Source organism: Mucilaginibacter robiniae (assembly GCF_012849215.1).
Taxonomy (GTDB): Bacteria; Bacteroidota; Bacteroidia; order Sphingobacteriales; family Sphingobacteriaceae; genus Mucilaginibacter; species Mucilaginibacter robiniae.
Genome location: NZ_CP051682.1, coordinates 483160 through 508802 on the forward strand (window position 1 = coordinate 483160; position 25643 = coordinate 508802).

Genomic DNA, 25643 nt, shown 5'->3' on the forward strand with positions numbered 1-25643 from the left:
ATATTAAAATGATATCACAATTGTAAACATTAAAAGTTTTATGTTCAAATGTTTAAGTAAACTTTTTCGATCAGCAGTAAAGCAATTTACAAATGTGGTTTTACCAAAAGCCTTATTATTAAAAAAAGTTATAACCTATAACAAAGTAATTATACATGCTTATCTTTGCACTTAGTATGATTATTCATCAGTTTTACGATAAAGATTTGGCACATGCCTCATACGCTATTATTGAGGCTGGGCAGGCTATTGTAGTTGACCCTGCACGAGATCCGCAGCCTTATTACGATTTTGCTAACCAACATGAGAGCCGCATTGTTGGAGTAATTGAAACCCATCCGCATGCCGACTTCATCAGCTCTCATTTAGAAATACACCAAACTACTGGTGCCACTATTTATGCCAGCCGCTTACTAGGGGCTACCTACCCGCACCAAGCATTTGATGATGGTGATGTGATTAACTTAGGTAACGTCCAGTTAAAAGCGATGAACACGCCTGGGCATTCGCCTGATTCTATTTGCATTTTGGTGATTGATGAGCAAGGACAAGAAACAGCGCTATTTTCGGGAGACACCTTATTTGTGGGCGATGTAGGCCGGCCAGATTTGCGTGAAGGTGTAGGCAACATCAAAGCCAAGAAAGAAGATTTGGCCCGGCAGATGTACCAATCTACCCGTCAAAAACTCATGACCTTACCTGCCGATGTAGTAGTTTACCCAGCTCATGGTCCCGGTTCATTGTGTGGCAAAAACATGAGTCCGGATTTGCATAGCACTATTGGCCGTGAATTGCGCCAAAACTATGCTTTACAACTGATGGACGAGTTGCAATTTGTACAAACGTTAACTACCGACCAGCCCTTTATGCCGCTTTATTTTGGGTATGATGTAGAACTAAACAAACAAGGTGCACCAGCTTTGGCTGCCAGCCTAGCTGCTATACCTCATCTGGAAACCGGGAGCCAACTGGAAGCAGGCATCACTATTGTAGATACCCGGCCGAAAGCCTTATTTAACGAGGGACATTATACCAATGCCATCAACTTGCAACTGCAAGGAAAATTCGAGACTTGGCTGGGTGCAGTAATTGCACCACACGAACCATTTTACTTAGTTGCAGCCGATGAAGAAGCGCTAGCTGTTGCCCTAAAAAGAGCTGCTAAAATTGGTTACGAACAATACATAAAAGGTGCATTGATAGCCGATTATTCTGCCCAGCAAACCTTCGCTCCTTTGGATATGGACGACTTTAAAGCCTATCCAGAAAAATACACGCTTATTGATACCCGCAACTGGAATGAAATTAACGCCGGATTATTATTTGCCGATAGCTTAATGATTCCTTTGCCCGAACTACGTTACCGCTTGCACGAAATACCTACCGATAAGCCCATTGTAGTACACTGTGCTGCCGGTTACCGTTCGGCCGCAGCACGAAGCATTATTGCTGCTCATTTACCTAACGTGCCGGTATATGATTTGAGCGATGCCGTGTTGGAATGGGCGTAACTTACTTTGGTAATCAGCTTTAAAAATATTTAGAGCTGATTACCAAAATATTTATTTATCATTTCCCAATAGTCTATGTCGGTTGCTACTCCATAGTTAATCTGCGGTTTATGCACACCATCTGTAAGCACCGATCCAACAATGCTATCCCCTTTAGTCCGGTTAAATTGTACTTGTTTACCATTATTTAGTTGAAAAACAATAATAGTTTTATTAGTAAACATGGCCTTTAAAGTTGGATGCTTATTTAACGAATCTATTACCCGGCCTGTATATTCATTAAAGTCGTCGGTTACTTCATTTAAACCCGAATCCTATCCTTCTTTTTTAAGCATTTGCTCAAACTCAGCTTCTGTTGGTCCAAAAAACACCACCGTTCTGCCTTTCACAACAAACGTATCTGTTCTTGTTGGTGAAGGTTTATGTGCCTTAGAGCTCTGAACTTTTTTATCTGGCCTTTTGCCTCATGATTGACAGCCTACCAATATGCTAGGCATCATTATTAAAAGTATAAACTTTAAGTAATGTACCATACTGTAAATTTTACTGCTTAAATATACACGATTAAGTAAGATATTTGCCCTGCTATGGATAGCTTAACTCATCAGAACCTCAACATACCTGCTTCTCAACCCTTACAATTTGTTACTACAGCCGATGGCTCTAAAACTATTTTCAATGCTGAGGTGGGAGAAAATTATCACTCCAAACACGGAGCCTTGCAGGAAAGCCAACATGTATTTTTAAATTCTGGCTTACGTTATTTTCTAGCCGGGGATAATGCGCCGCAGGTTGCTGTACTGGAAGTTGGCTTAGGCACCGGACTGAACTTTTTACTCAGTGCGGATTTTTGTACAGGTAAAGAAATCCATTTAATCTATACTGGTATCGAGGCTTATCCTCTCTCTGCCAATATGATTCAGCAAACGGGTTATGAGGCTTATGTATCGGCACCTTTGTGGCAAAATTTTATTCAAAAATATCCGGCTTCGTTACAGCAATCGGTTCATTTAAACTCTTATATACAACTGCAAACGGCTCACTGCACGTTGCTTAACTTTAGCACAACACAACAGTATGATGTAATTTATTTTGATGCCTTTGCCGCCATTCATCAACCTGATATGTGGAACGAGAAAGCCATTGCGCATACCCTACAATTTTTAAAACCGGGTGGTGTATTCGTGACCTATGCCATTACCGGCAACCTGAAACGCCAGATCAAAGCTTTGGGCTTGAAAGTAGAAAAAGCTCCTGGTGCACCTGGAAAACGTGAAATGCTACGGGCTACAAAATTAATTTAACTAGCAGGGTACGCAATAGCCGAAATGAGTGCATTGGCAGCTTGGCGTGAATCCAACCGGGTGTGCTGCACCACAATAGGCACGTTGCTCACAATAACACTCGCATAACCTGTTCCGCGCGGTACCGGAGCAGGGTCTTTCAAATTATTAAATCTCAAGTGCAGGGTACGGCGAGCTGGTATGGTTATGTGGTAAGGACCAATAGGTTCTTTGTCTTCAAAAAACAAGATAATTTCAACATGTGCGTCTTCATCGCTGGTGTTGAGCATACATGCGGCCTCATGGCTGGTAAACTCCGGTTCGGGCCCAGTACCAAACGGCGGAATGTAACCTTCGGCAATAGCCCATACTTTTTTTCCAATAGCCTCCATAGTGTAAGTTTTATAAGCAACAGTCTGTACAAAAAACGGTTTGCCTTAAGGCTGCAATACGTACTTTTGTAAAAAAGACCTTGTATGCCTATAACAGCTCCCACTACTGCCCATAATTCAGCAACAGCTTTTGAGCGCCTGCTAACCATCATGAACGACCTGCGTGAAAACTGTCCTTGGGACAGGAAGCAGACCTTAGAAAGCTTGCGCCACCTGACTATCGAAGAAACTTACGAACTATCAGACGCTATACTCTCAGGTGATATGACCGAGATTAAGAAAGAGTTGGGTGATATTATGCTACACCTGGTTTTTTATGCTCGAATTGGTTCAGAAACCAACGACTTTAATATCACTGATGTACTGAATAGCATATGCGATAAGCTGATTAACCGTCATCCACATATTTATGGCGATATTGATGTAAATAATGATGAAGACGTTAAACGCAACTGGGAACAAATTAAATTGAAAGAAGGTAACAAATCTGTTTTGGGTGGTGTACCTGCTTCATTACCTGCTCTGGTAAAAGCTACCCGTATTCAGGAAAAAGCTCGTGGCATTGGCTTCGATTGGGAAAACAAAAGCCAGGTTTGGGAAAAGGTAGAAGAAGAAATGCAGGAATTTAAGACAGAGTTCAATGTAGAAAACAATGAAGCTATTGATCATGAAAAAGCTGAAGCCGAATTCGGCGACCTAATGTTCTCGCTGATTAACTACGCCCGGTTCATCAACATCAACCCGGAGGATGCACTGGAAAAAACCAATCGTAAATTTATCAAACGTTTTCAGCACCTGGAAAACCGTGCCCGCGAACAAGGCAAACTGTTGCAAGACATGACACTAGCCGAAATGGATATTTATTGGAACGAAGCCAAGAACTTGTAATTTTTTTCACACAGCTTGTTGCATTAAGATACTTCCTGCCGTAATGCTTGGTATAAACGACAGAAACTTATGAAAAAACGAATACTCCCTTTTGCTTTAATTGCCTTACTAGGTTTATCAGCAGGTTGTTTGAAATCTAAACAAGAAGATGCTACACCGGTAGTACAACCACAAGGAACGTTTTCCGGTCAATTTACAAGATATCATTACAACCGCATCAACAACAGTGTAGATTCTTTAAAAATCAGCCTTTCACTATTACTAAGTAGCAGTAATTTTAGTGTAGGCGGTGATACTACAAAACATGCGGGTAGCCATGGTACATTCCAGTATGATAATACTTACTTAACTTTTGCCGACAATACCGTTCCAGCTACTAATACTACACCAGTAACTTTACTGCCCAAAATACACCTAATCGGATCATACGTGTATGCGTATGATGGCATCACCTTACAACTTAGGGCCAGTAATGATACCTTGATTTACTACTATAATTTAAAAAAGTCTAATTAACGGGGGCGCAAACGGCTACTTAACCCAACCGAAATCTAAACTGAATGCATGCTCCTATCAGTAATGCCGAAGCTGAACTGATCAGGCATTGCAAAACTGGTAATCTAAGACATCAGGAGATATTGTATAAACAGTATTATGGCTATGCTATGGGTATAAGTTTGCGTTATTCCATTAACCGGGATGACACTTTAGAAGCTGTAAATGACGCTTTTATCAAGATTTTCAACATGCTGCATACTTATGATGCCGAGCGCCCCTTTAAAGCCTGGATACGTCGCATTATTGTAAATACAGCTATTGATAGGCGACGAAAAGATTTAAAATTTCAGTTACATACTACTATTGATGATGCGGTACAAGTAAGCTTTACCGATACCACCATAGCCAGCTTGAATGCTAAAAACATTTTAGAATTATTGGATAAACTTCCCCCTTTACAACGTGCCATTTTTAACCTGTATGAAATTGATGGTTATAATCATGATGAGATTGCCGTACTGTTAAGCGTACCGGCTAGTTCATGTCGGGTGTACTTGAGTCGGGCTAAAGAGAAATTAAGAAAATTATTAACTGCGGAAGCATAATAGCGATGAGTGAACAGCCAGATAACGAACTCAGTAAACGCATAAGCGAGGTATTCGACCATTATGAGGAAGATACCATGGCTGCTGATGCGGGCTGGGAATTGCTACGCCAAAAATATCCGCCGCAGCAAAAGCGTCGCGGTGCTTTCTGGATATGGCCTTTGGCTACGGCAGCTTTGTTATTGCTATTTTGCTTGACTGGCATCTGGTTTTACCAAAAACAAGCGACAAAGTCAAACTTGGCCCATACAAAACCAACCCGTCGCTCAACTATGCTTTCTACTGCAAAAAGCCAAGATAGCTTGGACCATATTTCAGCTACTTTAACTGACCACGATTATTTAGTTGCCCATCATCACCCCACAACAATCCATAAGAACACACCAGCACAAACCGAAAAGCCCTCAAATGATACTGGTCAACCTTATACCCTTTCACCTCAAAATAGCTATACTTATAAGAATAATGCGGTAGATTCAGGCCAATCACATCCAATCTCCCAGCTCAACCTACCACCTGTAAATACTCAAGTAGCAATAGCCCAAACTGGTAAAAAGCCTATCAGTAAATCAGAGATACCTATGGCCGCTCTGCTGGATAGTTCTGCCAAGGTTAACCAACAACTTATTGTTCAAAAAACTATTCCTCCTACCATCGGCAAAAAGGATTCGGCGGTAGCAAAAGCTACATCCAAACCTTCCATTTATACTTTGTTTGAACAAGACGAAAAAAACAATAATACTAAATCTAAACTGGTGAAAAAAGAAAACACCAGTAAACGGGTACTATACAGTGTTTATGCCGCTACCTACTTTAACTACGCGAAGGGCAGCAGCAACCAAGTAAATGCTGGTGCCGGGTTCACCTCCGATATTCGCTTGTCGGGTAAACTGAAGTTATCTACCGGCTTGGCTATCGGACAAAACTCTTTAAGTTATAACGGATTGCCCTCGCAAGGTAACTTAGCTGCTGCGGCTATAGCAGCCGCTCCTGTTATCGCCAACACAACAGTGAACAGTTTAACCAGCAGTTTTCCGGTAAGCCGTGCTGCTGTATCGACTGTAAAAAGGTACCAAGCTAATTTTACGGGTTTAGACATTCCCATCAATTTAAAATACGAGTTTAATTCCCATTCAGATACTTACATTGCCGCCGGTTTAAGTTCAGGCACCTTCATTACCGAAAACTACCGATACCAGTACGCTAATCCGGTTTCTTTTTCCACATCAAACACCCAAACAACTACTGAAGTTACTACACGCACTAACTTCAGCCGGTTTGATATTGCCCATGTACTTAACTTATCGTTTGGCGTAGGCTATCGCTTAGGAAGCAACCGTATTATCATTGAGCCCTTTTTAAAGTATCCTCTGGATGGCTTGGGCTCGCAGCAAATTCAGTTTGGTGCCGGTGGCGTTAATTTAAAGTTTAAATTTCAATCACATAAAAAATGAAAAAGGTTTTAACACTCATTGCATGGCTGATTAGCATGGCTGAGTTACGGGCACAAAATCTGGAAGTAGCTGTTCAGGCTGGGGGTAACTTGTCGCACTATTCAGGCACCAATGCTGAAGCTTATAACAGTTTGGGAACCAAAAGCCGGGTTGGCTATCAAGCCGGATTACAGCTACAGCAGAATTTTAAATCAGGATGGCTAATTGGTCTGTATGCCGGGTACGAAGCACTAAAAAATTCATCACATTATAGTCCTATTTACTTTGATAACCCTCTTTATTACGCAACAGTTCCAACAGCTTCCGGCACCTCCCCGGTTGATTATATGATTCCGGATCATGTTCAAACTATTTTTACCAATAAATTTTTAAACATCAATCCTTACTTGGGTTACCGTTTTATCATGAAAGACATTAGCATTGATGTAATGCCAGGCTTAGAACTAGGAATAAGATTATCCAGCACTGGCAAAACAGAGTATTCTTACTCTGGCTCAACCGGTACGGCTGATGACCCTTACAACTCAGCTGTACAAGGCTCAGACTTAAGGCTACGGGGCGGATTAGCAGTACACATTCAACGATGGAGTATTACAGGCGGCTATGCTTATGGGCTGATTAAATATTTAAAAACAGCAGATGAAGGCTCCCATAGCCATATTGCTAGATTAGGGCTGGCTTATCGCTTGTTTTAAGCGATCGCTTTTATTTAAAGCGGATAGCTTTTACCGGAGTTATTTTACTAACCAGCATAGAGGGTAGCAGTAGTACCAGCAAACAGATAATCAGCGTACCAGCATTAAGTAGTATGATATCGCTGCTATTAATTTGTATCGGCACAAAGTTCATGTAGTATGATGCTTTGTCAAGTTTAAAGAAATGGGTTTGCTGCTGCAGCCAACTTAAGCCTAAGCCAAATACATTGCCCAGTAGCAAGCCTAAGCCAATCAGGTAAGTAGCGTTGTACAAAAACACCCGCTGAATGGCCCAGTTAGTAGCGCCTAAAGCTTTAAACATACCAATCATGGCCGTGCGTTCCAGTATCATAATCAGCAAGGCCGATATCATGTTAATAACGGCTACAATCAGCATTAATACCAGCATAACACGGGTATTACCATCCAGCAATTGCAACCATTCAAATATGGATTGGTAGTTTTCATCTACTGTGTAGGCTTTCAGGTAAACCGGCAGCAGGTTACTTAAAGTATCAGCAGCTTCACCCAGCCTACTGAAATCTGTAATTTGCACTTCATATCCTCCAGCTTCCCGATTAGTCCAGTTGTTGAGGCGCTGTATTACCCCTAAATTGCCGATAACAAACGTTTTGTTTACATCTTCCAGCCCAGCATCATAAATACCTACAATCTTAAACTTACGTTTGCGTAACCTTTCCTGCACAAAGAACATTAAGAAATTATCGCCCACCTTCAACTTTAATCGTGCGGCGGTATAACTCGAAATCATAACTGATTCCTGAGCAGCGGCAGAATCAGCAAAGTTGATGACCTGCCCGGCTACCAGCGTAGGTTTGAAGGCCGTCCAGTCGTAGGTTTTATCTACCCCTTTCAGTACAACACCTTCAATTTCATCGTTGGCTTTTATTACGCCTGGCTTAGTGGCAAAAGGCATAATATGCGACAGCAAAGGTATGCGATGTACTTTTCGCACCAAGTTGCTATCCACCATGAATGGTGAATTTTCATATGAGAAGTTATTATCGAATTTAGTTACTTGAATATCGCCGGCAAAGCCGCGCACCTTAGTTAGTATTTCTTGCTTAAATCCTTTCAACACCGCTACTGACAAGATCATGACGCCTAAGCCCAGCATAATGCCCACAATAGCAATACGTACAATCAATTTTGAGAAAGTACGCTTGGTTTTAAAAGTAATACGTGATGCAACAAACGAAGAGAAATTCAAGCCCGACAGTTTTTTTGTACTTTCGCAAATATGCGGTTTTTGCGATTAAACCTCGCCAACTGCTAAATTGTTTTACACAACCAGCTACCATGAAATTTATCGTTCATTTCGCTTTCACTTTAATGTTAGGCCTTGCCGCTATCACGAGTACTGGTCAGGTAACCGGCCAATCAGGTACTCACAAAAAAACGGCTCAGATTATTACTGGTGCCGACCAGCCGAACGCATACCTTAGCTACTTGCATAACAAGAATGTAGGTATGGTAGTTAACCCTACTTCTATTATCGGTAATCGCAAAATGCCATTGGTAGATAGCTTAGTTAAGCTGAGTATTCACATTACCAAAATTTTCGGTCCCGAGCATGGGTTTCGGGGTGATGCCAGTAATGGTAATACGGTAAATAACAGTGTGGATAGTAAAACCGGAATTCCGGTTATATCCTTGTATGGCAGTAAATACAAGCCATCTGTAAGCGACTTAAAAGGTATAGATGTGCTGGTGTTTGATATACAGGATGTAGGTACCCGCTTTTATACTTACATTTCTACTCTGCATTATGTGATGGAAGCTTGTGCGGAAAACAATTTGGAGCTGGTGATACTAGACCGTCCAAACCCTAATGGCTACTGTGTGGATGGTCCGATATTAGATACGGCTTATCGTTCGTTTGTAGGCATGCATCCCATCCCCATTATGCACGGCCTTACCATAGCCGAATATGCTCAAATGATTAATGGTGAAGGCTGGTTGAAAAACCACGTACAATGCAGGCTTAAAATTATCAAACTCGCCAACTACAATCACCAGTTGTCTTACACGCTGCCAGTTAACCCATCTCCTAACCTGAACACGGCACAATCTATCCTGCTATATCCTAGTATATGTTTGTTTGAAGGTACTACATTAAGCTTGGGTCGGGGTACGTTGTTTCCTTTTCAGGTAGTTGGCCATCCGGCGTTAAAAGGGCAGTATAATTTTTCATTTACACCGGTAAGTATGCCTGGCATGAGCGAAAACCCACCGCAAAAAAACCAAATTTGCTATGGGATTGATTTACGTAATTACAATGTAAATCAGCTTAAACAAAGTGGGCAACTTAACTTAAGCTGGTTATTGAGCTTGTACCATAACTTTCCAGATAAATTACACTTTTTTAACGATTACTTTACCAGGTTAACTGGAAGCAAAAAGTTGCGTGAACAAATTGAAGCCGGACTTAATGAACAGGCTATTCGCCAAAGTTGGGAACCCGGTTTAAGCCGTTTTAAACAACTGCGTAAAAAATACCTGATATACCCTTAAACTCCTAAATGTTGTAACTTGCGCAGTAATTCACTTTCCAGTAATATTTTTATCACCTAAAAACATTAACTACCTTGTTGTGCTTGATGAACTTATGAAATTAACTAACCTAAATAAAATATAACAACCTTAAATCTTAATATTTATCTATGAGAATTGTATTTATGGGCACGCCCGACTTTGCAGTAGCTTCGCTGGAAGCTTTACTGGAAGCTGGCTGCCAAATTGTGGGCGTAGTAACCGCACCCGACAAGCCAGCCGGCCGCGGCCAAAAGCTAAAAGAATCGGCAGTAAAGCAGTATGCTGTTGCACAAGGGCTAAAAGTACTGCAACCTGAAAAATTAAAAAATTCTGAGTTTTTAGAAGAACTAAAAAGCTTGCAAGCCGATTTGCAAGTAGTTGTAGCCTTCCGTATGCTACCCGAAGCAGTATGGAATATGCCAGCTAAGGGCACTATAAATCTGCATGCTTCACTTTTGCCACAATATCGAGGCGCGGCTCCTATCAATTGGGCCATTATTAACGGCGAACCGGAAAGCGGTGTCAGTACTTTCTTTTTAAAGCATGAAATTGATACTGGCGATTTGCTGTTTGTAGAAAAGGTAGGTATTGACCCTGATGTAACGGCCGGTGAGTACCACGATCGCCTGATGATTAAAGGTGCCGGTCTGCTGGTAAAAACCGTTAAAGCCATTGAAAGCGGCCGTTATACCGAGCAGCCGCAAGAACAACTAGGCGACGGACAAGAACTAAAGCATGCCCCCAAGATCTTTAAAGAAGATTGCCTGATAGATTGGAACCAACCTGTAAGCAAGGTTTATAACCGCATACGTGGTTTAAGTCCTAGCCCAGCTGCTTATACTGACTTAAACGATAAGACCTTTAAAATTTATAAAGCCGCTAAAGAGCAGGCTCAGCCTACCGAGCATCCAGGCAGCTATGCAACAGATCATAAAACTTATTTGAAGTTCGCTTGTCGTGATGGTTATATTAGCGTTACTGATGTACAAATGGAAGGAAAAAAACGTATGGGAATTGAGGAATTTTTACGTGGCGTAAAGTTGTAAAACCCAATCATTTTATAACAGCAACTAATAGAAAAGCTATTGTTATAACGCTAATAAACTAGCGCTACACAATAGCTTTTTTTATAACCATTTCACTAAAGTATGTTGTCAAAGCAACAACCAGCACGAATTATGTTTGGTTACAACAGCTTTACATTTCTCATCAAAATAACGTCAAAAATGCAGGTACATGACTTTTGTACATAAATGCCGTTTAAATTTGTAACCTATAAGTAGTTGATTGATTAAGATTATGGCATTTCAGGATTTGCGCATTGAACGTTTAAAAACACAAATTGAACCTTTACGGCAACAGTTAATTCAGCATTCATTATATCGGCATATCGCCACGCTGGATGATTTACACACGTTTATGGAGCACCACGCTTTTGCTGTATGGGACTTCATGTCGTTGCTGAAGGCGCTGCAACAAACTCTTACCTGTGTACATGTGCCTTGGATGCCTGTAGGTAATGCCACCACGCGTTACTTAATTAATGAGATTGTGACTGGTGAAGAAAGTGATGTTGATGAACAAGGTAATCGTACCAGCCATTTTGAATTGTACCTGCAAGCTATGCAGCAGGCCGGCGGAAAAGCGAATGCTATTGATGCCTTGTTCAATGAACTGCGTAACGGCAAAACTATTGATGAAGCTTTGCTAATAGCATCTATACCTATCGCAGCCCGCAACTTTGTGCAGCACACTTTTGATGTAATTGATACTCGTAAATCTTACCTACAGGCTGCTGTATTTACCTTTGGGCGTGAAGATTTAATCCCAGACATGTTCATCAGCATGGTAAAAGAAATAAGCCGACAGTTTCCGGGCAAGGTAGATTTATTACTGTATTATTTAGAACGCCATATTGAAGTTGATGGCGATCACCACTCGCAACTGGCTTACCAAATGACAGCGGAGTTATGCGGTGATGACGAAACTAAATGGAGTGAGGCTACCGAGGCTGTTGAAGCTGCTTTAAAATCCCGTATTGCTTTGTGGGATGGCATTCTGGAAGCTATCACACTTCGAGAAACCGTATAACTGTCAGATATCACTCTCATGCCGAAACCAACAGGCATGAGCATATTTGAGGTTTTACTTGTTGAGCTCGTCAATTAAGTTCTTACTTAAGCTATTAAAATAACGTTTTACACCATAGCCAATTACCCATTGTATGCCGCGGGTAGCGTTGGTTAAAAATACCTCATCCGCTTCATTCAAAATATCAGGGCTCATTTGTGCTTCAGTTACTGGTATATCCAATTCAAGCGCAATATTGATGATTACCTGCCGCATAATACCATCTACACACCCCTCACTCAAAGCCGGGGTGTATAAATGATCACGATACCACACAAATACATTGGAGCTAATGCCTTCGCATAAAAAATTATGCTCATTCAATAAAAAGACATCGTCCAGCCGATGCTGGCTTTTATACAAACCCGCCATTACATACAACAACGAGTTACAGGTTTTCAGGTTAGATAAATAGTTTACCGGCTTTTGCAACTCGGTAAATACATTCATCAGTAAGCCTTTGTTATTCAGCTGGTAACCGCTTATCTCATCTGGTTGTAGCTCCAACACCCAGCCGGCTTTGTTATCGGTGGGAGTATAAAGTCCGTCACCTTCACGGTAAACGGTAAGACGGATTCGACCATTTTTAGCCTTGTTCCATACAGCTAACTCTTCGGCTTTTTCTTTTAAAAACCAGGTATCCATCAGGGAGTACCCCTCTATTTTCAAGGTTTTCATACCTTGTTGAAGCCGGCTGGCATGCAGATTAGCAAATTTAAGCTGCCCATTAACCAGGCGCATGCTTTCAAACAAACCATCCCCATATTTAAAGGCTCGGTTAGCTACTGTTATTTGCGGAGCATCCGCCGGGATCAACTTACCATTAATATTAACAAAAGAAGGCATCATGCGATGGTTTAAACAACTAATTAGTCGTTTTGCTCTACTGTGTTGACAATATATTTACGCCATTTTTGCAAAACGGCTTCAAAATCAGCAGGCAAAGGTGCTTCAAAATAAATAAATTTACGTGTAGTAGGGTGTACAAAGCCTAAACTTTGTGCATGTAAGGCCTGACGGGGCATTAATTCAAAGCAATTTTCTATAAATTGCTTGTACTTGCTAAAGGTAGTGCCCTTTACAATCCGGTCGCCTCCATAAGTTGCATCACTAAACAATGGGTGACCAATATGCTTCATGTGTGCCCTGATTTGGTGCGTACGCCCGGTTTCCAGTTGACACTCAATTAACGTAACATAGCCAAAACGTTCCAGTACCTTGTAATGCGTAACCGACCATTTGCCTTTTTCCGGATCATCATAAACCGACATTACTCTGCGGTCGGCCACGCTACGGCCTATGTATCCGCTAATGATACCATCTTGCTCCAAATCGCCCCAGGCCAAAGCCAGGTATTTACGGGCAATGGTATGTTCAAAAAACTGCCGCGCCAGCCAGGTCATGGCTCGTTCGTTTTTACTAATTAGCAGCAAGCCTGATGTATCTTTATCTATGCGATGCACCAAACCCGGACGGCCATCGTTGCCAGGCAAAGTAGGTAATTTCTGAAAATGGTAAACTAACCCATTCACCAATGTACCTGTATAATTATTATACCCCGGATGCACTACCAAGCCAGCAGGTTTATTTACAATAAGCACATCATCATCTTCATACGTAATATTCAGCGGTATATTTTCCGGGTATACTTCCGTATCACGAGGAGGATGTGGTAATACTACCGAAATTACATCTTGTGGCTTTACCTTATAGCTGGGCTTTACTGGTTTATCATTCACTAGCACATTGCCCAAGTCAATTGCATTTTGGATGCGATTGCGCGATGCATTTTCAATGCGGTGCATTAAAAATTTATCAATTCGTAATAATGACTGGCCTTTGTCAACTATTATGCGCAGATGCTCGTATAAATCCTGTTCATCAGCTTCCTGAAAGGCGTTTTCGGTACTCATTCGGGCAAAAATAGCTGATTTTTAGTGTTACCAGGCTTTGTAAGAAATTTTATTAGATACTCATATTTTAACAGATGAAAAAACCTTTACTTTCTGTAATGGCAATACTGTCATTTATTACTTTAAGGGCTACTGCACAAACCAGTGATGGTGTTTCCCAATTATTAAGAACGGCACCAGGCGATGCCACTAAATTATTTAGTGCTTACGCGAATCCGCTATTCAAAAGCTTAGGCACAGGCCTAAATAACGGATGGACCAACACCGCTAAAACCAAAGGTTTACTACACTTTGAACTACGTGTTAGCGTATCGGATGTTTTTACCCCGGCATCCGACAAAACTTTTGATATCAACCAGCTTGGTTTATCCAGTAGCGTGAAAGTAGCTTCAGGCAGTTCATCCATTGCACCAACATTCACGGGTTCAAAAAATGTTACCCCCCCAACGCTTGATTTGTATTCTAACAATGGCATCAGGGTAGATCGTTTTACGCTGCCTGCTCGCCAAATATCGTCTATACCTACCCCACAGTTGCAGCTTACCGCAGGTTTACCTGGCAATACGGATGTTACAATCAGAGCTATACCTAAAACCAAAATATCTGATGATATAGGTTCGATAGGCATGTTTGGCTTTGGGCTAAAACATGATATTATGTCGGATATTATTGGCAATACTGCCGCACAGATAGTGCCTTTCAATTTGGCAGTACTAGCTGGATATACCCATTTTAGTTATGAAGACCCGTTGAGTGTACAACCCAGCACCGGTAAAGCACCCGATGCCAGCAGCACTGGCAAAACTGACTTTAGCACCCAGCGCATACAAGGGCACCTGAACGGCTTTAATGCACAAGTGATTATTTCCAAAAAGCTAATGTTCTTTACTCCTTTTGCAGCAGTAGGTTACAGTACAGCTAAAACTAACGTGGGTTTGTTAGGCAATTACCCGGTAACTAGCGGCCTTACTACTTACACCGTTTATACTGATCCAATTCGCATTAAGCAAAATAGTATTAATACTGTGAAATTAGATGCCGGTTTTCAGTTAGATTTGTCGGTATTTAAATTTTATGCGTCAGGCAGTTTGGGAGAATATAAATCTGTTAACGCAGGTATTGGCTTAGGTTTTTAATATTTGGAAACGCTTATAGATTTAGAAATATTCAGCCCTGTGCACCCTTGGCAGCACCCGGTGTTTGCAGCACAGGGGCTGAATGTTTTTATTAAGCGTGATGATTTGATACACCCGCTTATATCGGGTAATAAATGGCGCAAGCTGAAATACGTATTGCAGCATGCACGTGCACAACGCAAGAACCATCTGGTTACTTTTGGCGGCGCTTACTCCAACCACTTACTGGCTACTGCTGCAGCAGCAGCCCGCTTTGGCTTCAAAGCCACCGGCATAGTACGGGGTGAAGCAGTAAGTAACGACACACTTTTTTTATGCCGCCTACATGGCATGAACCTGATTTTTGTAGATCGAGACAGTTACCGCAACAAACTTAAATTGTTTCAGGAGCATTTTTGGCATGACGAACAGGCCTACTTTATTGACGAAGGTGGAGCTTCCCCCTTAGCTATTCAAGGCTGTAGCGAACTAGTTGCCGAACTCCCGCAAACTTACCACCATCTATTTTGTGCTTGTGGTACCGGAACTACTGCAGCAGGCATCATTACTGGGTTGCAACAGCACCACCTACCTACTCATATGCATGCAGTACCTGTTTTAAAGAATGGCGACTTTATGCGGCAGGAAATCAATGCTTATTTAACTACACCGGCTGATTATACTTTGCATACTGATTCCCATTTTGGCGGCTATGCCAAAACTACGCCCGAACTGTTACAATTTATACAACAGTTTACCGCCTCAACCGGTATTTTGATTGAACCTATTTATACCGGCAAAATGCTTTATGCTTTACTCCAACTGGCGCAACAGCAATACTTTGCTGCTGGCAGTCAAATATTAGCCATACATAGCGGTGGTATATGGGGATTATTAGGTATGAAGGATAAATTTACATTAAATTCTTAACCCCCAATTATTGTTAAAGCAAATTCAGGCACCAAAACCAAAAATTATCACGGGTTTGGTTCAATATTTTGCTCATAATTCTTCCCAGTAGCCATATACGGCTGTCTTTACGGCTTTTTTGCTACCTTGCAGAAAATATTTGCCTATGCTGTCTTCTATAATTTCTCCGCAAGACGTTCATTCCGTCTTGCAGAAGCATTTAATTGCGGATGGATTCGATTTGACCTTTGATATGGAGAAAAGTCAGGGCGTACATATTTATGATTCTAAAAACAACCGTACGCTACTTGATTTTTTTACCTGCTTTGCTTCCGTACCACTAGGCTACAATCATCCAGCCTTATTAAATGATGAGGAATTTAAGAAAGATTTGATGTTGGCAGCGCTTACCAACCCTTCCAACTCCGATATTTATACCACACAATACGCTCGTTTTGTAGATACTTTTAGCCACTTAGGTATGCCCGACTACCTGCCGCATGCTTTTTTTGTAGCCGGTGGTGGGCCTGCTATAGAAAATGCGTTAAAAACAGCGATGGATTGGAAAGTACAGAAGAACTTCAAAAAAGGCTACACTTACGAGAAAGGCTTTCAAGTACTACATTTTGAAAAAGCATTTCATGGTCGTTTGGGTTACACCCTTAGCTTAACCAACACCTTACCGGTAAAAACTAAATGGTACGCTAAATTTGATTGGCCACGGGTTTCACATCCTACTATTCAGTTCCCGCTTACGGAGGCTAATCTGGAAGATTTAGAGCAAAGGGAGGCTCAATCGATAGCTCAAGTCAAACAGGCTTTTGCCGACCATAAAGATGACATTTGTGCTATCATTATTGAACCAGTACAAGCTGAAGGCGGCGACAATCATGTGCGGCCCGAGTTTATGGAGCAACTGCGCATACTAACCGACGAAAATGAGGCTATGTTGATTTATGATGAAATACAAACCGGCGTAGGCCTGAGCGGCAAGTTTTGGTGTTACGAACATTTTGGCCCAAAGGCCCAACCTGATATATTGGTATTTGGAAAAAAAATGCAGGTATGCGGTATGCTGGCCAACAAGCGTGTAGATGAGAATGAAGAAAACGTGTTTAACGTATCATCTCGAATTAACTCCACTTGGGGTGGCAGCTTGGTTGATATGGTACGGGTAACCAAAATACTCGAAGTTATTTCGCAAGATCAATTAGTTGAGCAGGCTGCTAAAACCGGCAAGTATTTACAAGAGCAGCTCTCCTTATTAGCCAACGAGTTCTCAATAATAAGTAACATACGAGGTAAAGGCTTACTTACTGCCTTTGATTTTCCTGATCAAGCCACACGCGATTCATTTATTCAGCAAGGAATCAATCATCATGCTATGTTTCTGGGTTGTGCCCGGCAAACTATCAGGTTCAGGCCAGCTCTCATTATTCAAAAAGAAGATATTGATATGGGCTTAGATATTATGCGCCGTATTCTTCATACGTTATAAATTATAAATAATAATGGCGAGGATAATCAGTTTGGCACAAATCGTATTTTTTTCTCATCACAAACATACTATTATTATACGTTTACGTTTATTATGTACATGCTAAGAATATTGGCTTAATTTTAGTAGCAACTAACTGTATTACATATAACAACATTAAATAAACTACAAAGATTTAGAGGGGAATCTACAACTGAACATGAACAGGCAAACAGAGAAACTAAAAAAGCAGCTTCTCGAAATTTCTGATGTAATTAATTCATTTCAATCCGAAGCTGTACAAGTAAAAATTGTTGATCGCTTATTGGATGTGATGCTTGAATGGGAACGTGGTGAAGTAGAACATACCGACCATGTGAACAAAAGAACGCGGAACTTAACTTTACATAGCGGTAGCGGAGATTATGCATCATCCAAAAAGCCAGGTGCTACAAAAGTGTTAAATCAATTGTTGCACACTAGTTTTTTCGATGAACCGCATTCCATTGCAGATATTGCACAATACTGCAAAGAACAGTATGATTCAGATTTTAAAACATCTGAGTTATCTGGCATTCTGCTGAAACTTTCAAACGAAAACAAGTTACGTCGTGAACGCAGTAATGATAACAATCGTTACGAATATGTTAAAGCTTCTTAAAGTAAAAAGCCCTTGTTTGATAAACTAGGGCTTTTTACTTATACAGGGAGTGGGCTACTCTCCTACTACCTTAAATTAAATAAATTATCTACTCCTAATATTTTCTGCGATAAAAAGCCTTCCGCATACGTAACCTGCAAAGGGCGGCCAAATTCACGATCGCGTGCTTCTACTTTTAAAATAAAGTCAGGGTTGGAAATATAAGTTTGCGGTTCATCTATCCAATCAGGATTGTGAAACTGTGAACCATAAGCTTTGATACTTTCTACTTTTGTACTGAAGTGATCTGTAATATCTATTAATATATCGGGCTTAATGTAACTATCCTGTACAAAATGCAATACATGCTTAGGGCGCCAAGCTTCCTGCAGTTGCCCGTTATCATAAGTTTCTATCTTACGCAAACCCGAAAGGAAACAAGAAGTAGCTACCAAATCACTAGCACGGCCATGATCGGGGTGACGGTCGTAATAAGCATTGGTAATTACAATTTCTGGTTGATAGCGGCGTATTACCTCAATTACCTTTATTTGATACTCAGGCGTGTTCTGAAAAAATCCATCAGGCAACCCCAAGTTATCTCGCACAGTCAAACCTAAAATATCAGCAGCAGCAGCGGCTTCCTGCATCCGTATTTCGGCAGAGCCACGGGTGCCTAATTCACCACGGGTTAAATCAACAATACCTGTTTTTTTACCCAAAGCATGATGCTTTAATAATGTACCGGCACAACCCAGTTCAGCATCATCCGGATGCACAGGCAATACTAGAATATCTAATTTTACCATGCCTTAACAGGTTCTTGCCCAGCAGCGAGCAACTTTTCAATTTGTTTTTTCAAGCGCCCTGAACTTGGCTTGGTGAAAGGATAAAAGAAGTCGATCACCTCGCCATTACGATCAACCAGGTATTTATGGAAGTTCCACCATGGTGACGATTGGACATGTCCGTTCTGCTTTTTATTGCCCAAAAACTTAAACAATGGATGTGCATCGCGGCCTTTTACTTTTAACTTACTGAATACCGGAAAGTGAACGCCAAAATTAATCTGGCAAAACTTGCCTATTGATTTACCCTCCAGCGGTTCCTGCCCGCCAAAATCGTTTGACGGAAAAGCCAATATTTCAAAATCCTGACCTTCAAATTCCAGTCGCAATTTTTCCAAATCTTTCAGTTGTGGAGTAAAGCCACACTGCGAAGCGGTATTTACAATTAACAGTACTTTATTTTTGTAGCTGCTTAAATTAACTTCTTCACCGTTTAACTTTTGAACGTTAAACTGGTAAATACTCTGATCAATCATCTATTAATATCTATTGTAAGAATAGTAGCCAGCCTGTTGAAGGATAGCCTCAATGTCACGCTCCTCTGATGGATCGTAAGTTTCTTTTAAATCGTGGCCAAATATACGTGCTACTGATTGAAACATGAAAGCATGAAAACCACCTTTTAATTCTTTCACCAAAGTGTAGGTATTATTCCCCGTTTCACGGTCAATCAGTTTAATTAATATTTCGCCTTGACTAATAGTCAGGTTTTTCACCTGTTTATTGAAAATATCTTTAATCTGCGCTTCACAAGCATTAATCATTTCTTTCTGCTTATGCTTGTCGCCAGTGGTAGCTAAATCACGTTGTAATTGGCGGTACCTATCACCTGCCATACGGGCATAAGGTATTACTTTATACACATTATAACGCAAACGGTTATAAGCCTGACGGTCGGCATCACTGGCAAATATGCGCGAATCTTTAATCACCACATCTGACCCCACAATCCACGGAACCAGTTCGCCATTCAGTTCAGTCAGGTAAGTTTTTATGGTATCATTTTTGCCTGTTTTAGGGTGCGGCAATGCATTTTGAGACATGGCCTGTCCCATTATTATACAGCAAAACAGTAGCAAAAGGCCAATAAATTTCATATATTTACGTAATACAAAAGTAACGCTATTTTCCTGTGATTTAACAACAACCCGCTATAATTTATTTTGTTGCCGCATTAATGATACGGGATTGACAAACACTTATAAATGAAAGATTTAGTAATTGACCTGGAAGCTGAAAAGAACGAGATACTTAAAAGGTACCGGGCATTGCTGCGTGCATCTAAATCCACTTTGCAAAAAGGGGACAAAAGGCTGATTCGTAAAGCTTTTGAGATTGCTGTTGAAAGCCATAAAGACATGCGCCGCAAGTCGGGCGAACCTTATATATACCATCCTATAGCTGTAGCGCAAATAGCCGCCGAAGAAATTGGTTTAGGCCCTACATCTATCGTATGTGCCCTGCTACACGATGTGGTAGAAGATACTGATGTAACTCTGGAAGATATTGAACGTGAGTTTGGTAAAAAGGTATCCAAAATTATTGATGGGCTCACTAAAATTTCGGGTGTATTTGATACCAATAGCTCACTGCAAGCTGAAAACTTCCGAAAAATGCTGCTTACGTTGGCAGATGATGTACGCGTGATTTTGATCAAGCTGGCCGATCGCTTGCATAACATGCGTACGATGGAGTTTATGCCGCGCGATAAACAGCTGAAATTATCGTCAGAAACAGTTTATTTGTACGCCCCTTTGGCACACCGCCTGGGTTTATATGCTATCAAGTCAGAACTGGAAGACCTATCTATGAAGTATATGGAGCGGGAAACTTACCAGTTTATTAAGAAAAAGCTAAACGAGAAAAAAGCAGAGCGCGAGAAGTTTATTCATGACTTTATTCAGCCGGTAAAAAATACTTTAGAAGAACAAGGCATTCATGCCGATATATTTGGTCGCCCTAAATCCATACATTCCATCTGGAATAAGATGAAGAAAAAGGGCATTCCATTTGAAGAGGTGTACGATTTGTTTGCTATCCGTGTTATTCTGGATAGTTCGCCAGAACATGAAAAAGCCGATTGCTGGAAGGCCTACTCCATTGTAACGGATTCTTACCGGCCTAATCCCGACCGTTTGCGCGATTGGGTATCCTCACCTAAAGCTAATGGCTATGAGTCATTGCACACTACGGTAATGGGGCCACGCGGACAATGGGTAGAAGTACAAATACGCACCAAGCGTATGAACGAGATTGCCGAAAAAGGTTTTGCCGCACATTGGAAGTACAAAGAATCATCCTCAGACAGTGGTTTAGACCAATGGATTCATAAAGTACGCGAGCTGTTGCGCAACCCGGAATCAAACGCACTCGACTTTTTGGACGATTTTAAAATGAACTTGTTTTCGGATGAGATTTTCATTTTTACGCCTAAAGGTGCGCTAATCCAGTTGCCATCAAACGCTACAGCGCTCGATTTTGCCTTTGAAATACACTCAGATGTAGGTGCCAGCTGTATTGGTGCAAAGGTGAACCACAAGCTGGTACCCTTAAGCTACAATTTGCAAAACGGCGATCAGGTAGAAATTATCACCTCCAGCAAGCAAACACCTAAGGAAGACTGGCTGAACTTTGTTGTTACTGCTAAAGCTAAAGCCAAAATTAAATCTTCTTTAAAAGAGGAAAAGCGTCGCATTGCCGAAGATGGAAAAGAGATATTAGAACGCAAGCTAAAATCGCTTAAGATTACTTATAACAGCGATAATATTAATAAGCTTACGCTGCATTTTAAATTGACTACTTCACAGGATCTATTTTATAACGTAGCCAAGGGCATTATTGATCTGAAAGACCTAAAAGAATATCAGGCATCAGAACGGGTAATCGAAAACAAGCCACAAGACAAGATTGAGCAAGAGCAAGTACAAAATATTCTGCGCAATATCAAAACCAAAGACAGTGATATATTACTGATTGGCGAAGATATGCAGAAAATTGACTACAAACTTTCTTCCTGCTGTAACCCAATACCTGGCGATGATGTTTTCGGCTTTATTACGGTAAACGATGGTATTAAAATACACCGTACCAATTGCCCGAATGCCACCAAGCTGATGGCTAATTATGGCTATCGTATTGTGAAGGCCCGTTGGACCACGCAACATGAATTAGCCTTTTTAACCGGCTTGCGCATTACCGGTATAGATGATGTAGGTTTGATTAATAAGCTGACTACCGTTATCTCTAACGATTTTAAAGTAAATATGCGATCGATAACTGTTGATAGTGATAATGGCATTTTTGAAGGCACCATCATGGTATACGTTAATGATACCGAACATTTGGATAGCCTAATTAAACGTTTGAAACAAGTTAAAGGAGTAACTGCCGTAACCCGTTTCGACTCAGCCTCTACTCCGTTTGAAAAAGCATCATAATCAACAAAGTCAGCCATCAGGAGTATAGCGTCAAAATAGTTTACTGTTTTTTGAAATCTATACTCCTGATGCTTGTCTCTATTCTCTTTATTCTATCTTTGAAAACTTAATTCCCAATTCTATGCCTCTACAAGAAACCATTGATATGGTGAAGAAAATTTTCGAGGCGTATCTCGAAAATAAAAGTTTACGGAAAACTCCTGAACGCTTCGCCATACTGGAGGAAATTTACTCACGTAATGACCATTTTGATGTGGAATCATTGTACATCCACATGAAAAATAAAAAGTACCGCGTAAGCCGTGCTACAGTATACAACACGCTTGAACTTTTGGTATCATGTGATTTGGTCACCAAGCACCAGTTCGGCAAAAACATGGCGCAGTTTGAAAAATCGTACGGCTACAAACAACATGACCATATTATTTGCATTGATTGTGGTAAAGTAGTTGAATTTTGCGATCCGCGCATACAACAAATACAAAGTATGATGGGCGACTTGCTAAAATTTGATATTAAACACCACTCTTTAAACTTATATGGTAATTGTACTAAATTAAAAGAGGGCTACTGTGACAGAAAAATTTAACTTTGCCGCTTAAAAATTAATAATTCAACTATAAATGGCTGTTGATGTTTTATTAGGCCTCCAGTGGGGCGACGAAGGCAAAGGAAAAATTGTTGACGTACTAAGTGCTGGCTATGATTTAATTGCCCGCTTTCAGGGTGGCCCTAATGCCGGGCACACGTTGGAGTTTGACGGTAAAAAATTTGTACTGAATACGATCCCTTCCGGGATATTCTTTGATAATACACTAAACCTGATTGGTAACGGTGTAGTAATTGATCCTATTACGTTAAAAAAGGAACTGGATAAGCTGAAAGATGCCGGCCATGACCTGTTAGCTAAAAAGAACCTGGTGATTGCTAAAAAAGCTCACCTGATTTTACCTACCCACCAGTTGCTGGATGCGGCTAGTGAAAAAAAGATGGGTGAAGGCAAAATTGGTTCAACGCTGAAAGGCATTGGCCCAACTTATATGGATAAAACCGGTCGTAACGGTTTGCGCATTGGCGATATTACCCTGTCCGATTTTAAAGAACGTTACCAAAAGCTGGTGGCTAAACATACCTCAATGCTGCAAGCTTTATATGGTGAAGTAGTTGACTTCAGCGAACGTGAACAAGCGTTTTTTGAAGCCATTGACTTGATTAGCCAGTTTCCGCTGGTTGATTCAGAGCACTTGGTGAATGATTACCTAAAACAAGGTAAGAAAGTATTGGCTGAGGGTGCACAAGGCACTATGCTGGATATTGATTTTGGCTCATACCCTTTTGTAACTTCATCAAACACTACCACTGCCGGTGCTTGTACCGGTTTAGGCATTGCTCCTAACAAAATTGGCGATGTAATTGGCATATTTAAAGCTTACTGTACTCGCGTTGGTGGTGGCCCCTTCCCTACTGAGTTAGAGAACGAAACTGGTGAAGAACTTCGCCAGATTGGTCATGAGTTTGGTGCAACAACTGGTCGCCCGCGCCGTACTGGCTGGATTGACTTACCTGCGCTGAAATATGCTATTCTGCTGAACGGCGTTACTCAATTGGTAATGACCAAAGCCGATGTTTTAAGCGGATTTGAAAAGATTTATGCTTGCACCCACTACAACTATCAGGGCGAAACCATTGATTACATGCCTTACGATATCTGCTCTGTTAAACCTGAGCCTTTGTTGCAGGAAATTGATGGTTGGCATGAAGACCTTACCGGTATTACTGAACCTAACCAGATACCTGCTAAGCTGCAATCATACATTGCATTTTTAGAAGAACAATTGGGTGTACCTGTAAAATACTTGTCTGTTGGCCCAGATAGAAAACAGACTTTAGTATTAAGCTAATAACGTTAAACATTCTTGCAGGAGGATCGCCTTTCGCATAATGACATAAAGTTTAAAAAGGCCGGATTTACCGGCCTTTTTAATTATCTACGATGATTTTTGAGGCAGATAACATAACCGTTTTCAAGCAAAAATCCCTGCGATGGGCTTCAGCTTTTAATGTGTGCTGCTACCTGGATTCCAACCAGTTTAAAGATCAATACAGCAAGTTTGATGCATTGATTGCGGTAGGTGTACGAGATGAAGTAACGGCACAGGCTGGGCAAGCTTTTGACGCTTTACATAATTTTCGCAACAAAAACCCAGATTGGATAACCGGATTTTTGGGCTATGATTTAAAGAATGAGATTGAACATCTAACTTCTAAAAACAGCGATTATCTGCACTTCCCTGATTTATACTTTTTTGCCCCACAACATTTGCTGATGATTAAAGACAATCAGGTTCAAATCAACACTCAAAATGCAGAAGCCGTATGGCGGGATATCAACCAGCAAGAATTAATTCAGGACAACATTGCCCTTGACATCCACTTACAATCACGATTTAGTAAACAAGAGTATCTGGATGCTTTTGCACAGATTAAGCAGTATATAAACCGCGGAGACATCTATGTAACCAACTTTTGCCAGGAGTTTTATGCAGAAGGAGCTAACATCAATCCTTTACAGTTATTTACGGCTCTTCATCATCTCTCGCCTAATCCGTTCACTTGCTTTTTCAAGCATTATCAGCAATACATTCTTTGTGCTTCACCCGAACGCTTTTTAGCTAAGCGGGAACATCAACTTATTTCACAGCCTATCAAGGGCACGGCTAAGCGTTGTGCCACATCCGAAGAAGACCAGCGAATCATCAATTGCTTGCGCAACAGCATTAAAGAACAGCAGGAAAACGTGATGATTGTAGATTTGGTACGTAATGATCTGACCAAATCAGCGCAACCTGGCAGTGTTAAAGTAGAAGAACTGTTTGGCATATACAGCTTCAGGCAGGTACACCAAATGATTTCGACTGTTACCTGTACGTTACAGGATAATATACCAGCTGTTGAAGTTCTTAAAAACACCTTTCCCATGGGCAGCATGACAGGAGCTCCCAAGTTGAAGGCCATGCAATTGATGGAGCAGCAGGAACGTACTCGACGTGGTATTTATTCGGGTACCATAGGTTACTTCGCTCCTGATGACGATTTCGATTTTAATGTGGTTATCCGAAGTTTACTTTACAATGAAGCTAACCGGTACTTATCTTTTCAAGTAGGCAGCGCTATCACCCATGATGCCGTAGCCGAACAGGAGTACGATGAATGCTTACTGAAAGCTAAAGCTATTTTGCAGGTGCTGAACGCACAGATATAGCTTGCTTTTTATAAAGAAATAATCCTATTA

26 protein-coding genes are annotated in these 25643 nt (G+C 41.0%); 18 read left to right on the forward strand and 8 right to left on the reverse strand.

Annotated features, from left to right (window positions below; genetic code table 11):
* Positions 1–155 precede the first annotated feature (155 nt).
* On the forward strand, positions 156–1511 hold the full coding sequence (locus tag HH214_RS02240) for an MBL fold metallo-hydrolase (RefSeq protein ID WP_248282183.1): 1356 nt from the start codon (positions 156–158) through the stop codon (positions 1509–1511).
* 29 nt (positions 1512–1540) lie between these two features.
* On the opposite strand, the gene HH214_RS02245 is transcribed toward HH214_RS02240, so the two are convergent.
* Positions 1541–1735: a hypothetical protein gene (locus HH214_RS02245; protein WP_169605795.1), complete on the reverse strand. Its 195-nt coding sequence runs from the start codon at positions 1733–1735 to the stop codon at positions 1541–1543.
* Positions 1736–2098: 363 nt separating this feature from the next.
* On the opposite strand from HH214_RS02245, the gene mnmD reads away from it, so the two are divergent.
* Positions 2099–2815, forward strand: coding sequence for a tRNA (5-methylaminomethyl-2-thiouridine)(34)-methyltransferase MnmD (gene mnmD, locus HH214_RS02250; RefSeq protein ID WP_169605796.1), 717 nt, complete (start codon positions 2099–2101; stop codon positions 2813–2815).
* Here the strand turns inward: mnmD and HH214_RS02255 are convergent.
* Positions 2812–3186: a sensory rhodopsin transducer gene (locus tag HH214_RS02255; RefSeq protein ID WP_169605797.1), complete on the reverse strand. Its 375-nt coding sequence runs from the start codon at positions 3184–3186 to the stop codon at positions 2812–2814. The two genes, mnmD and HH214_RS02255, sit on opposite strands and share 4 nt — an antisense overlap.
* 84 nt (positions 3187–3270) lie before the next feature.
* Here HH214_RS02255 and mazG point away from each other — a divergent pair, with 84 nt between their 5' ends.
* From mazG to HH214_RS02280, 5 genes are all read left to right on the forward strand, one after another.
* Positions 3271–4074, forward strand: coding sequence for a nucleoside triphosphate pyrophosphohydrolase (mazG, locus tag HH214_RS02260; RefSeq protein WP_169605798.1), 804 nt, complete (start codon positions 3271–3273; stop codon positions 4072–4074).
* Positions 4075–4143: 69 nt separating this feature from the next.
* Positions 4144–4590, forward strand: a complete 447-nt coding sequence (locus tag HH214_RS02265) for a hypothetical protein (RefSeq protein WP_169605799.1) — start codon at positions 4144–4146, stop codon at positions 4588–4590.
* A gap of 44 nt (positions 4591–4634) precedes the next feature.
* A complete protein-coding gene (locus HH214_RS02270) occupies positions 4635–5177 on the forward strand; it encodes an RNA polymerase sigma factor (protein ID WP_169605800.1) in 543 nt (180 codons plus the stop codon).
* Positions 5178–5182: 5 nt separating this feature from the next.
* Positions 5183–6631: a hypothetical protein gene (locus HH214_RS02275; protein ID WP_169605801.1), complete on the forward strand. Its 1449-nt coding sequence runs from the start codon at positions 5183–5185 to the stop codon at positions 6629–6631.
* Complete coding sequence (locus tag HH214_RS02280; RefSeq protein ID WP_169605802.1) at positions 6628–7326, forward strand: outer membrane beta-barrel protein; 699 nt, start codon at positions 6628–6630, stop codon at positions 7324–7326. The genes HH214_RS02275 and HH214_RS02280 overlap by 4 nt, the downstream gene beginning before the upstream one ends.
* Positions 7327–7336: 10 nt before the next feature.
* On the opposite strand, the gene HH214_RS02285 is transcribed toward HH214_RS02280, so the two are convergent.
* Complete coding sequence (locus HH214_RS02285) at positions 7337–8557, reverse strand: ABC transporter permease (RefSeq protein WP_169605803.1); 1221 nt, start codon at positions 8555–8557, stop codon at positions 7337–7339.
* 89 nt (positions 8558–8646) lie between these two features.
* Between HH214_RS02285 and HH214_RS02290 the strand changes: the two genes are divergently transcribed.
* The 3 genes from HH214_RS02290 (at position 8647) to HH214_RS02300 (ending at position 11973) form a co-directional block, all read left to right on the forward strand.
* Complete coding sequence (locus tag HH214_RS02290; RefSeq protein WP_169605804.1) at positions 8647–9861, forward strand: exo-beta-N-acetylmuramidase NamZ family protein; 1215 nt, start codon at positions 8647–8649, stop codon at positions 9859–9861.
* Between the two features lie 149 nt (positions 9862–10010).
* A complete protein-coding gene (fmt, locus tag HH214_RS02295; protein WP_169605805.1) occupies positions 10011–10928 on the forward strand; it encodes a methionyl-tRNA formyltransferase in 918 nt (305 codons plus the stop codon).
* Between the two features lie 253 nt (positions 10929–11181).
* Positions 11182–11973 carry a DUF3050 domain-containing protein gene (locus HH214_RS02300; protein WP_169605806.1) on the forward strand — a complete coding sequence of 264 codons (792 nt, stop codon included), beginning with the start codon at positions 11182–11184 and terminating at the stop codon, positions 11971–11973.
* 54 nt (positions 11974–12027) lie between these two features.
* Here the strand turns inward: HH214_RS02300 and HH214_RS02305 are convergent, their stop codons facing one another.
* Together HH214_RS02305 and HH214_RS02310 are read right to left on the reverse strand one after the other, a co-directional pair.
* Positions 12028–12861: an aminotransferase class IV gene (locus HH214_RS02305; RefSeq protein ID WP_169605807.1), complete on the reverse strand. Its 834-nt coding sequence runs from the start codon at positions 12859–12861 to the stop codon at positions 12028–12030.
* A gap of 20 nt (positions 12862–12881) precedes the next feature.
* A complete protein-coding gene (locus HH214_RS02310) occupies positions 12882–13925 on the reverse strand; it encodes an RluA family pseudouridine synthase (protein WP_169605808.1) in 1044 nt (347 codons plus the stop codon).
* Between the two features lie 74 nt (positions 13926–13999).
* On the opposite strand from HH214_RS02310, the gene HH214_RS02315 reads away from it, so the two are divergent.
* From HH214_RS02315 to HH214_RS02330, 4 genes are all read left to right on the forward strand, one after another.
* Positions 14000–15061, forward strand: a complete 1062-nt coding sequence (locus tag HH214_RS02315) for a DUF6588 family protein (RefSeq protein WP_169605809.1) — start codon at positions 14000–14002, stop codon at positions 15059–15061.
* 3 nt (positions 15062–15064) lie between these two features.
* Positions 15065–15970 (forward strand): 1-aminocyclopropane-1-carboxylate deaminase/D-cysteine desulfhydrase, encoded by a 906-nt coding sequence (locus HH214_RS02320; RefSeq protein WP_248282184.1) that lies wholly within the window; start codon positions 15065–15067, stop codon positions 15968–15970.
* Between the two features lie 145 nt (positions 15971–16115).
* The gene (lat, locus tag HH214_RS02325) at positions 16116–17447 is read left to right on the forward strand and encodes an L-lysine 6-transaminase (RefSeq protein WP_169605810.1); all 1332 of its coding nucleotides are present in this window, start codon (positions 16116–16118) and stop codon (positions 17445–17447) included.
* 199 nt (positions 17448–17646) lie between these two features.
* Positions 17647–18087, forward strand: coding sequence for a hypothetical protein (locus HH214_RS02330; protein ID WP_169605811.1), 441 nt, complete (start codon positions 17647–17649; stop codon positions 18085–18087).
* 65 nt (positions 18088–18152) lie between these two features.
* Here the strand turns inward: HH214_RS02330 and bshB1 are convergent, their stop codons facing one another.
* Genes bshB1 through HH214_RS02345 form a run of 3 tightly spaced genes read right to left on the reverse strand, consistent with a single transcriptional unit; the run spans position 18153 to position 19957 of the window.
* The gene (bshB1, locus tag HH214_RS02335) at positions 18153–18875 is read right to left on the reverse strand and encodes a bacillithiol biosynthesis deacetylase BshB1 (RefSeq protein ID WP_169605812.1); all 723 of its coding nucleotides are present in this window, start codon (positions 18873–18875) and stop codon (positions 18153–18155) included.
* Positions 18869–19390 (reverse strand): glutathione peroxidase, encoded by a 522-nt coding sequence (locus HH214_RS02340; RefSeq protein WP_169605813.1) that lies wholly within the window; start codon positions 19388–19390, stop codon positions 18869–18871. Before HH214_RS02340 ends, bshB1 begins: the two co-directional genes overlap by 7 nt.
* 3 nt (positions 19391–19393) lie before the next feature.
* On the reverse strand, positions 19394–19957 hold the full coding sequence (locus HH214_RS02345; RefSeq protein WP_248282186.1) for a DUF4294 domain-containing protein: 564 nt from the start codon (positions 19955–19957) through the stop codon (positions 19394–19396).
* 162 nt (positions 19958–20119) lie between these two features.
* On the opposite strand from HH214_RS02345, the gene HH214_RS02350 reads away from it, so the two are divergent.
* From HH214_RS02350 to HH214_RS02365, 4 genes are all read left to right on the forward strand, one after another.
* Positions 20120–22351, forward strand: a complete 2232-nt coding sequence (locus HH214_RS02350) for a RelA/SpoT family protein (RefSeq protein WP_169605815.1) — start codon at positions 20120–20122, stop codon at positions 22349–22351.
* 121 nt (positions 22352–22472) lie between these two features.
* Positions 22473–22940 carry a Fur family transcriptional regulator gene (locus HH214_RS02355; protein ID WP_169605816.1) on the forward strand — a complete coding sequence of 156 codons (468 nt, stop codon included), beginning with the start codon at positions 22473–22475 and terminating at the stop codon, positions 22938–22940.
* 34 nt (positions 22941–22974) lie between these two features.
* Positions 22975–24252 (forward strand): adenylosuccinate synthase, encoded by a 1278-nt coding sequence (locus HH214_RS02360; protein ID WP_169605817.1) that lies wholly within the window; start codon positions 22975–22977, stop codon positions 24250–24252.
* Between the two features lie 92 nt (positions 24253–24344).
* Positions 24345–25613 (forward strand): anthranilate synthase component I family protein, encoded by a 1269-nt coding sequence (locus tag HH214_RS02365; protein ID WP_169605818.1) that lies wholly within the window; start codon positions 24345–24347, stop codon positions 25611–25613.
* Positions 25614–25643 lie beyond the last annotated feature (30 nt).

Coding starts and splice junctions, on each gene's coding strand:
- HH214_RS02240 (WP_248282183.1), top strand. CDS start 156: ATGCTTATCTTTGCACTTAGTATGATTATTCATCAGTTTTACGATAAA.
- HH214_RS02245 (WP_169605795.1), bottom strand. CDS start 1,735: ATGTTTACTAATAAAACTATTATTGTTTTTCAACTAAATAATGGTAAA.
- mnmD (WP_169605796.1), top strand. CDS start 2,099: ATGGATAGCTTAACTCATCAGAACCTCAACATACCTGCTTCTCAACCC.
- HH214_RS02255 (WP_169605797.1), bottom strand. CDS start 3,186: ATGGAGGCTATTGGAAAAAAAGTATGGGCTATTGCCGAAGGTTACATT.
- mazG (WP_169605798.1), top strand. CDS start 3,271: ATGCCTATAACAGCTCCCACTACTGCCCATAATTCAGCAACAGCTTTT.
- HH214_RS02265 (WP_169605799.1), top strand. CDS start 4,144: ATGAAAAAACGAATACTCCCTTTTGCTTTAATTGCCTTACTAGGTTTA.
- HH214_RS02270 (WP_169605800.1), top strand. CDS start 4,635: ATGCATGCTCCTATCAGTAATGCCGAAGCTGAACTGATCAGGCATTGC.
- HH214_RS02275 (WP_169605801.1), top strand. CDS start 5,183: ATGAGTGAACAGCCAGATAACGAACTCAGTAAACGCATAAGCGAGGTA.
- HH214_RS02280 (WP_169605802.1), top strand. CDS start 6,628: ATGAAAAAGGTTTTAACACTCATTGCATGGCTGATTAGCATGGCTGAG.
- HH214_RS02290 (WP_169605804.1), top strand. CDS start 8,647: ATGAAATTTATCGTTCATTTCGCTTTCACTTTAATGTTAGGCCTTGCC.
- fmt (WP_169605805.1), top strand. CDS start 10,011: ATGAGAATTGTATTTATGGGCACGCCCGACTTTGCAGTAGCTTCGCTG.
- HH214_RS02300 (WP_169605806.1), top strand. CDS start 11,182: ATGGCATTTCAGGATTTGCGCATTGAACGTTTAAAAACACAAATTGAA.
- HH214_RS02305 (WP_169605807.1), bottom strand. CDS start 12,861: ATGATGCCTTCTTTTGTTAATATTAATGGTAAGTTGATCCCGGCGGAT.
- HH214_RS02310 (WP_169605808.1), bottom strand. CDS start 13,925: ATGAGTACCGAAAACGCCTTTCAGGAAGCTGATGAACAGGATTTATAC.
- HH214_RS02315 (WP_169605809.1), top strand. CDS start 14,000: ATGAAAAAACCTTTACTTTCTGTAATGGCAATACTGTCATTTATTACT.
- lat (WP_169605810.1), top strand. CDS start 16,116: ATGCTGTCTTCTATAATTTCTCCGCAAGACGTTCATTCCGTCTTGCAG.
- HH214_RS02330 (WP_169605811.1), top strand. CDS start 17,647: ATGAACAGGCAAACAGAGAAACTAAAAAAGCAGCTTCTCGAAATTTCT.
- bshB1 (WP_169605812.1), bottom strand. CDS start 18,875: ATGGTAAAATTAGATATTCTAGTATTGCCTGTGCATCCGGATGATGCT.
- HH214_RS02340 (WP_169605813.1), bottom strand. CDS start 19,390: ATGATTGATCAGAGTATTTACCAGTTTAACGTTCAAAAGTTAAACGGT.
- HH214_RS02345 (WP_248282186.1), bottom strand. CDS start 19,957: ATGTCTCAAAATGCATTGCCGCACCCTAAAACAGGCAAAAATGATACC.
- HH214_RS02350 (WP_169605815.1), top strand. CDS start 20,120: ATGAAAGATTTAGTAATTGACCTGGAAGCTGAAAAGAACGAGATACTT.
- HH214_RS02355 (WP_169605816.1), top strand. CDS start 22,473: ATGCCTCTACAAGAAACCATTGATATGGTGAAGAAAATTTTCGAGGCG.
- HH214_RS02360 (WP_169605817.1), top strand. CDS start 22,975: ATGGCTGTTGATGTTTTATTAGGCCTCCAGTGGGGCGACGAAGGCAAA.
- HH214_RS02365 (WP_169605818.1), top strand. CDS start 24,345: ATGATTTTTGAGGCAGATAACATAACCGTTTTCAAGCAAAAATCCCTG.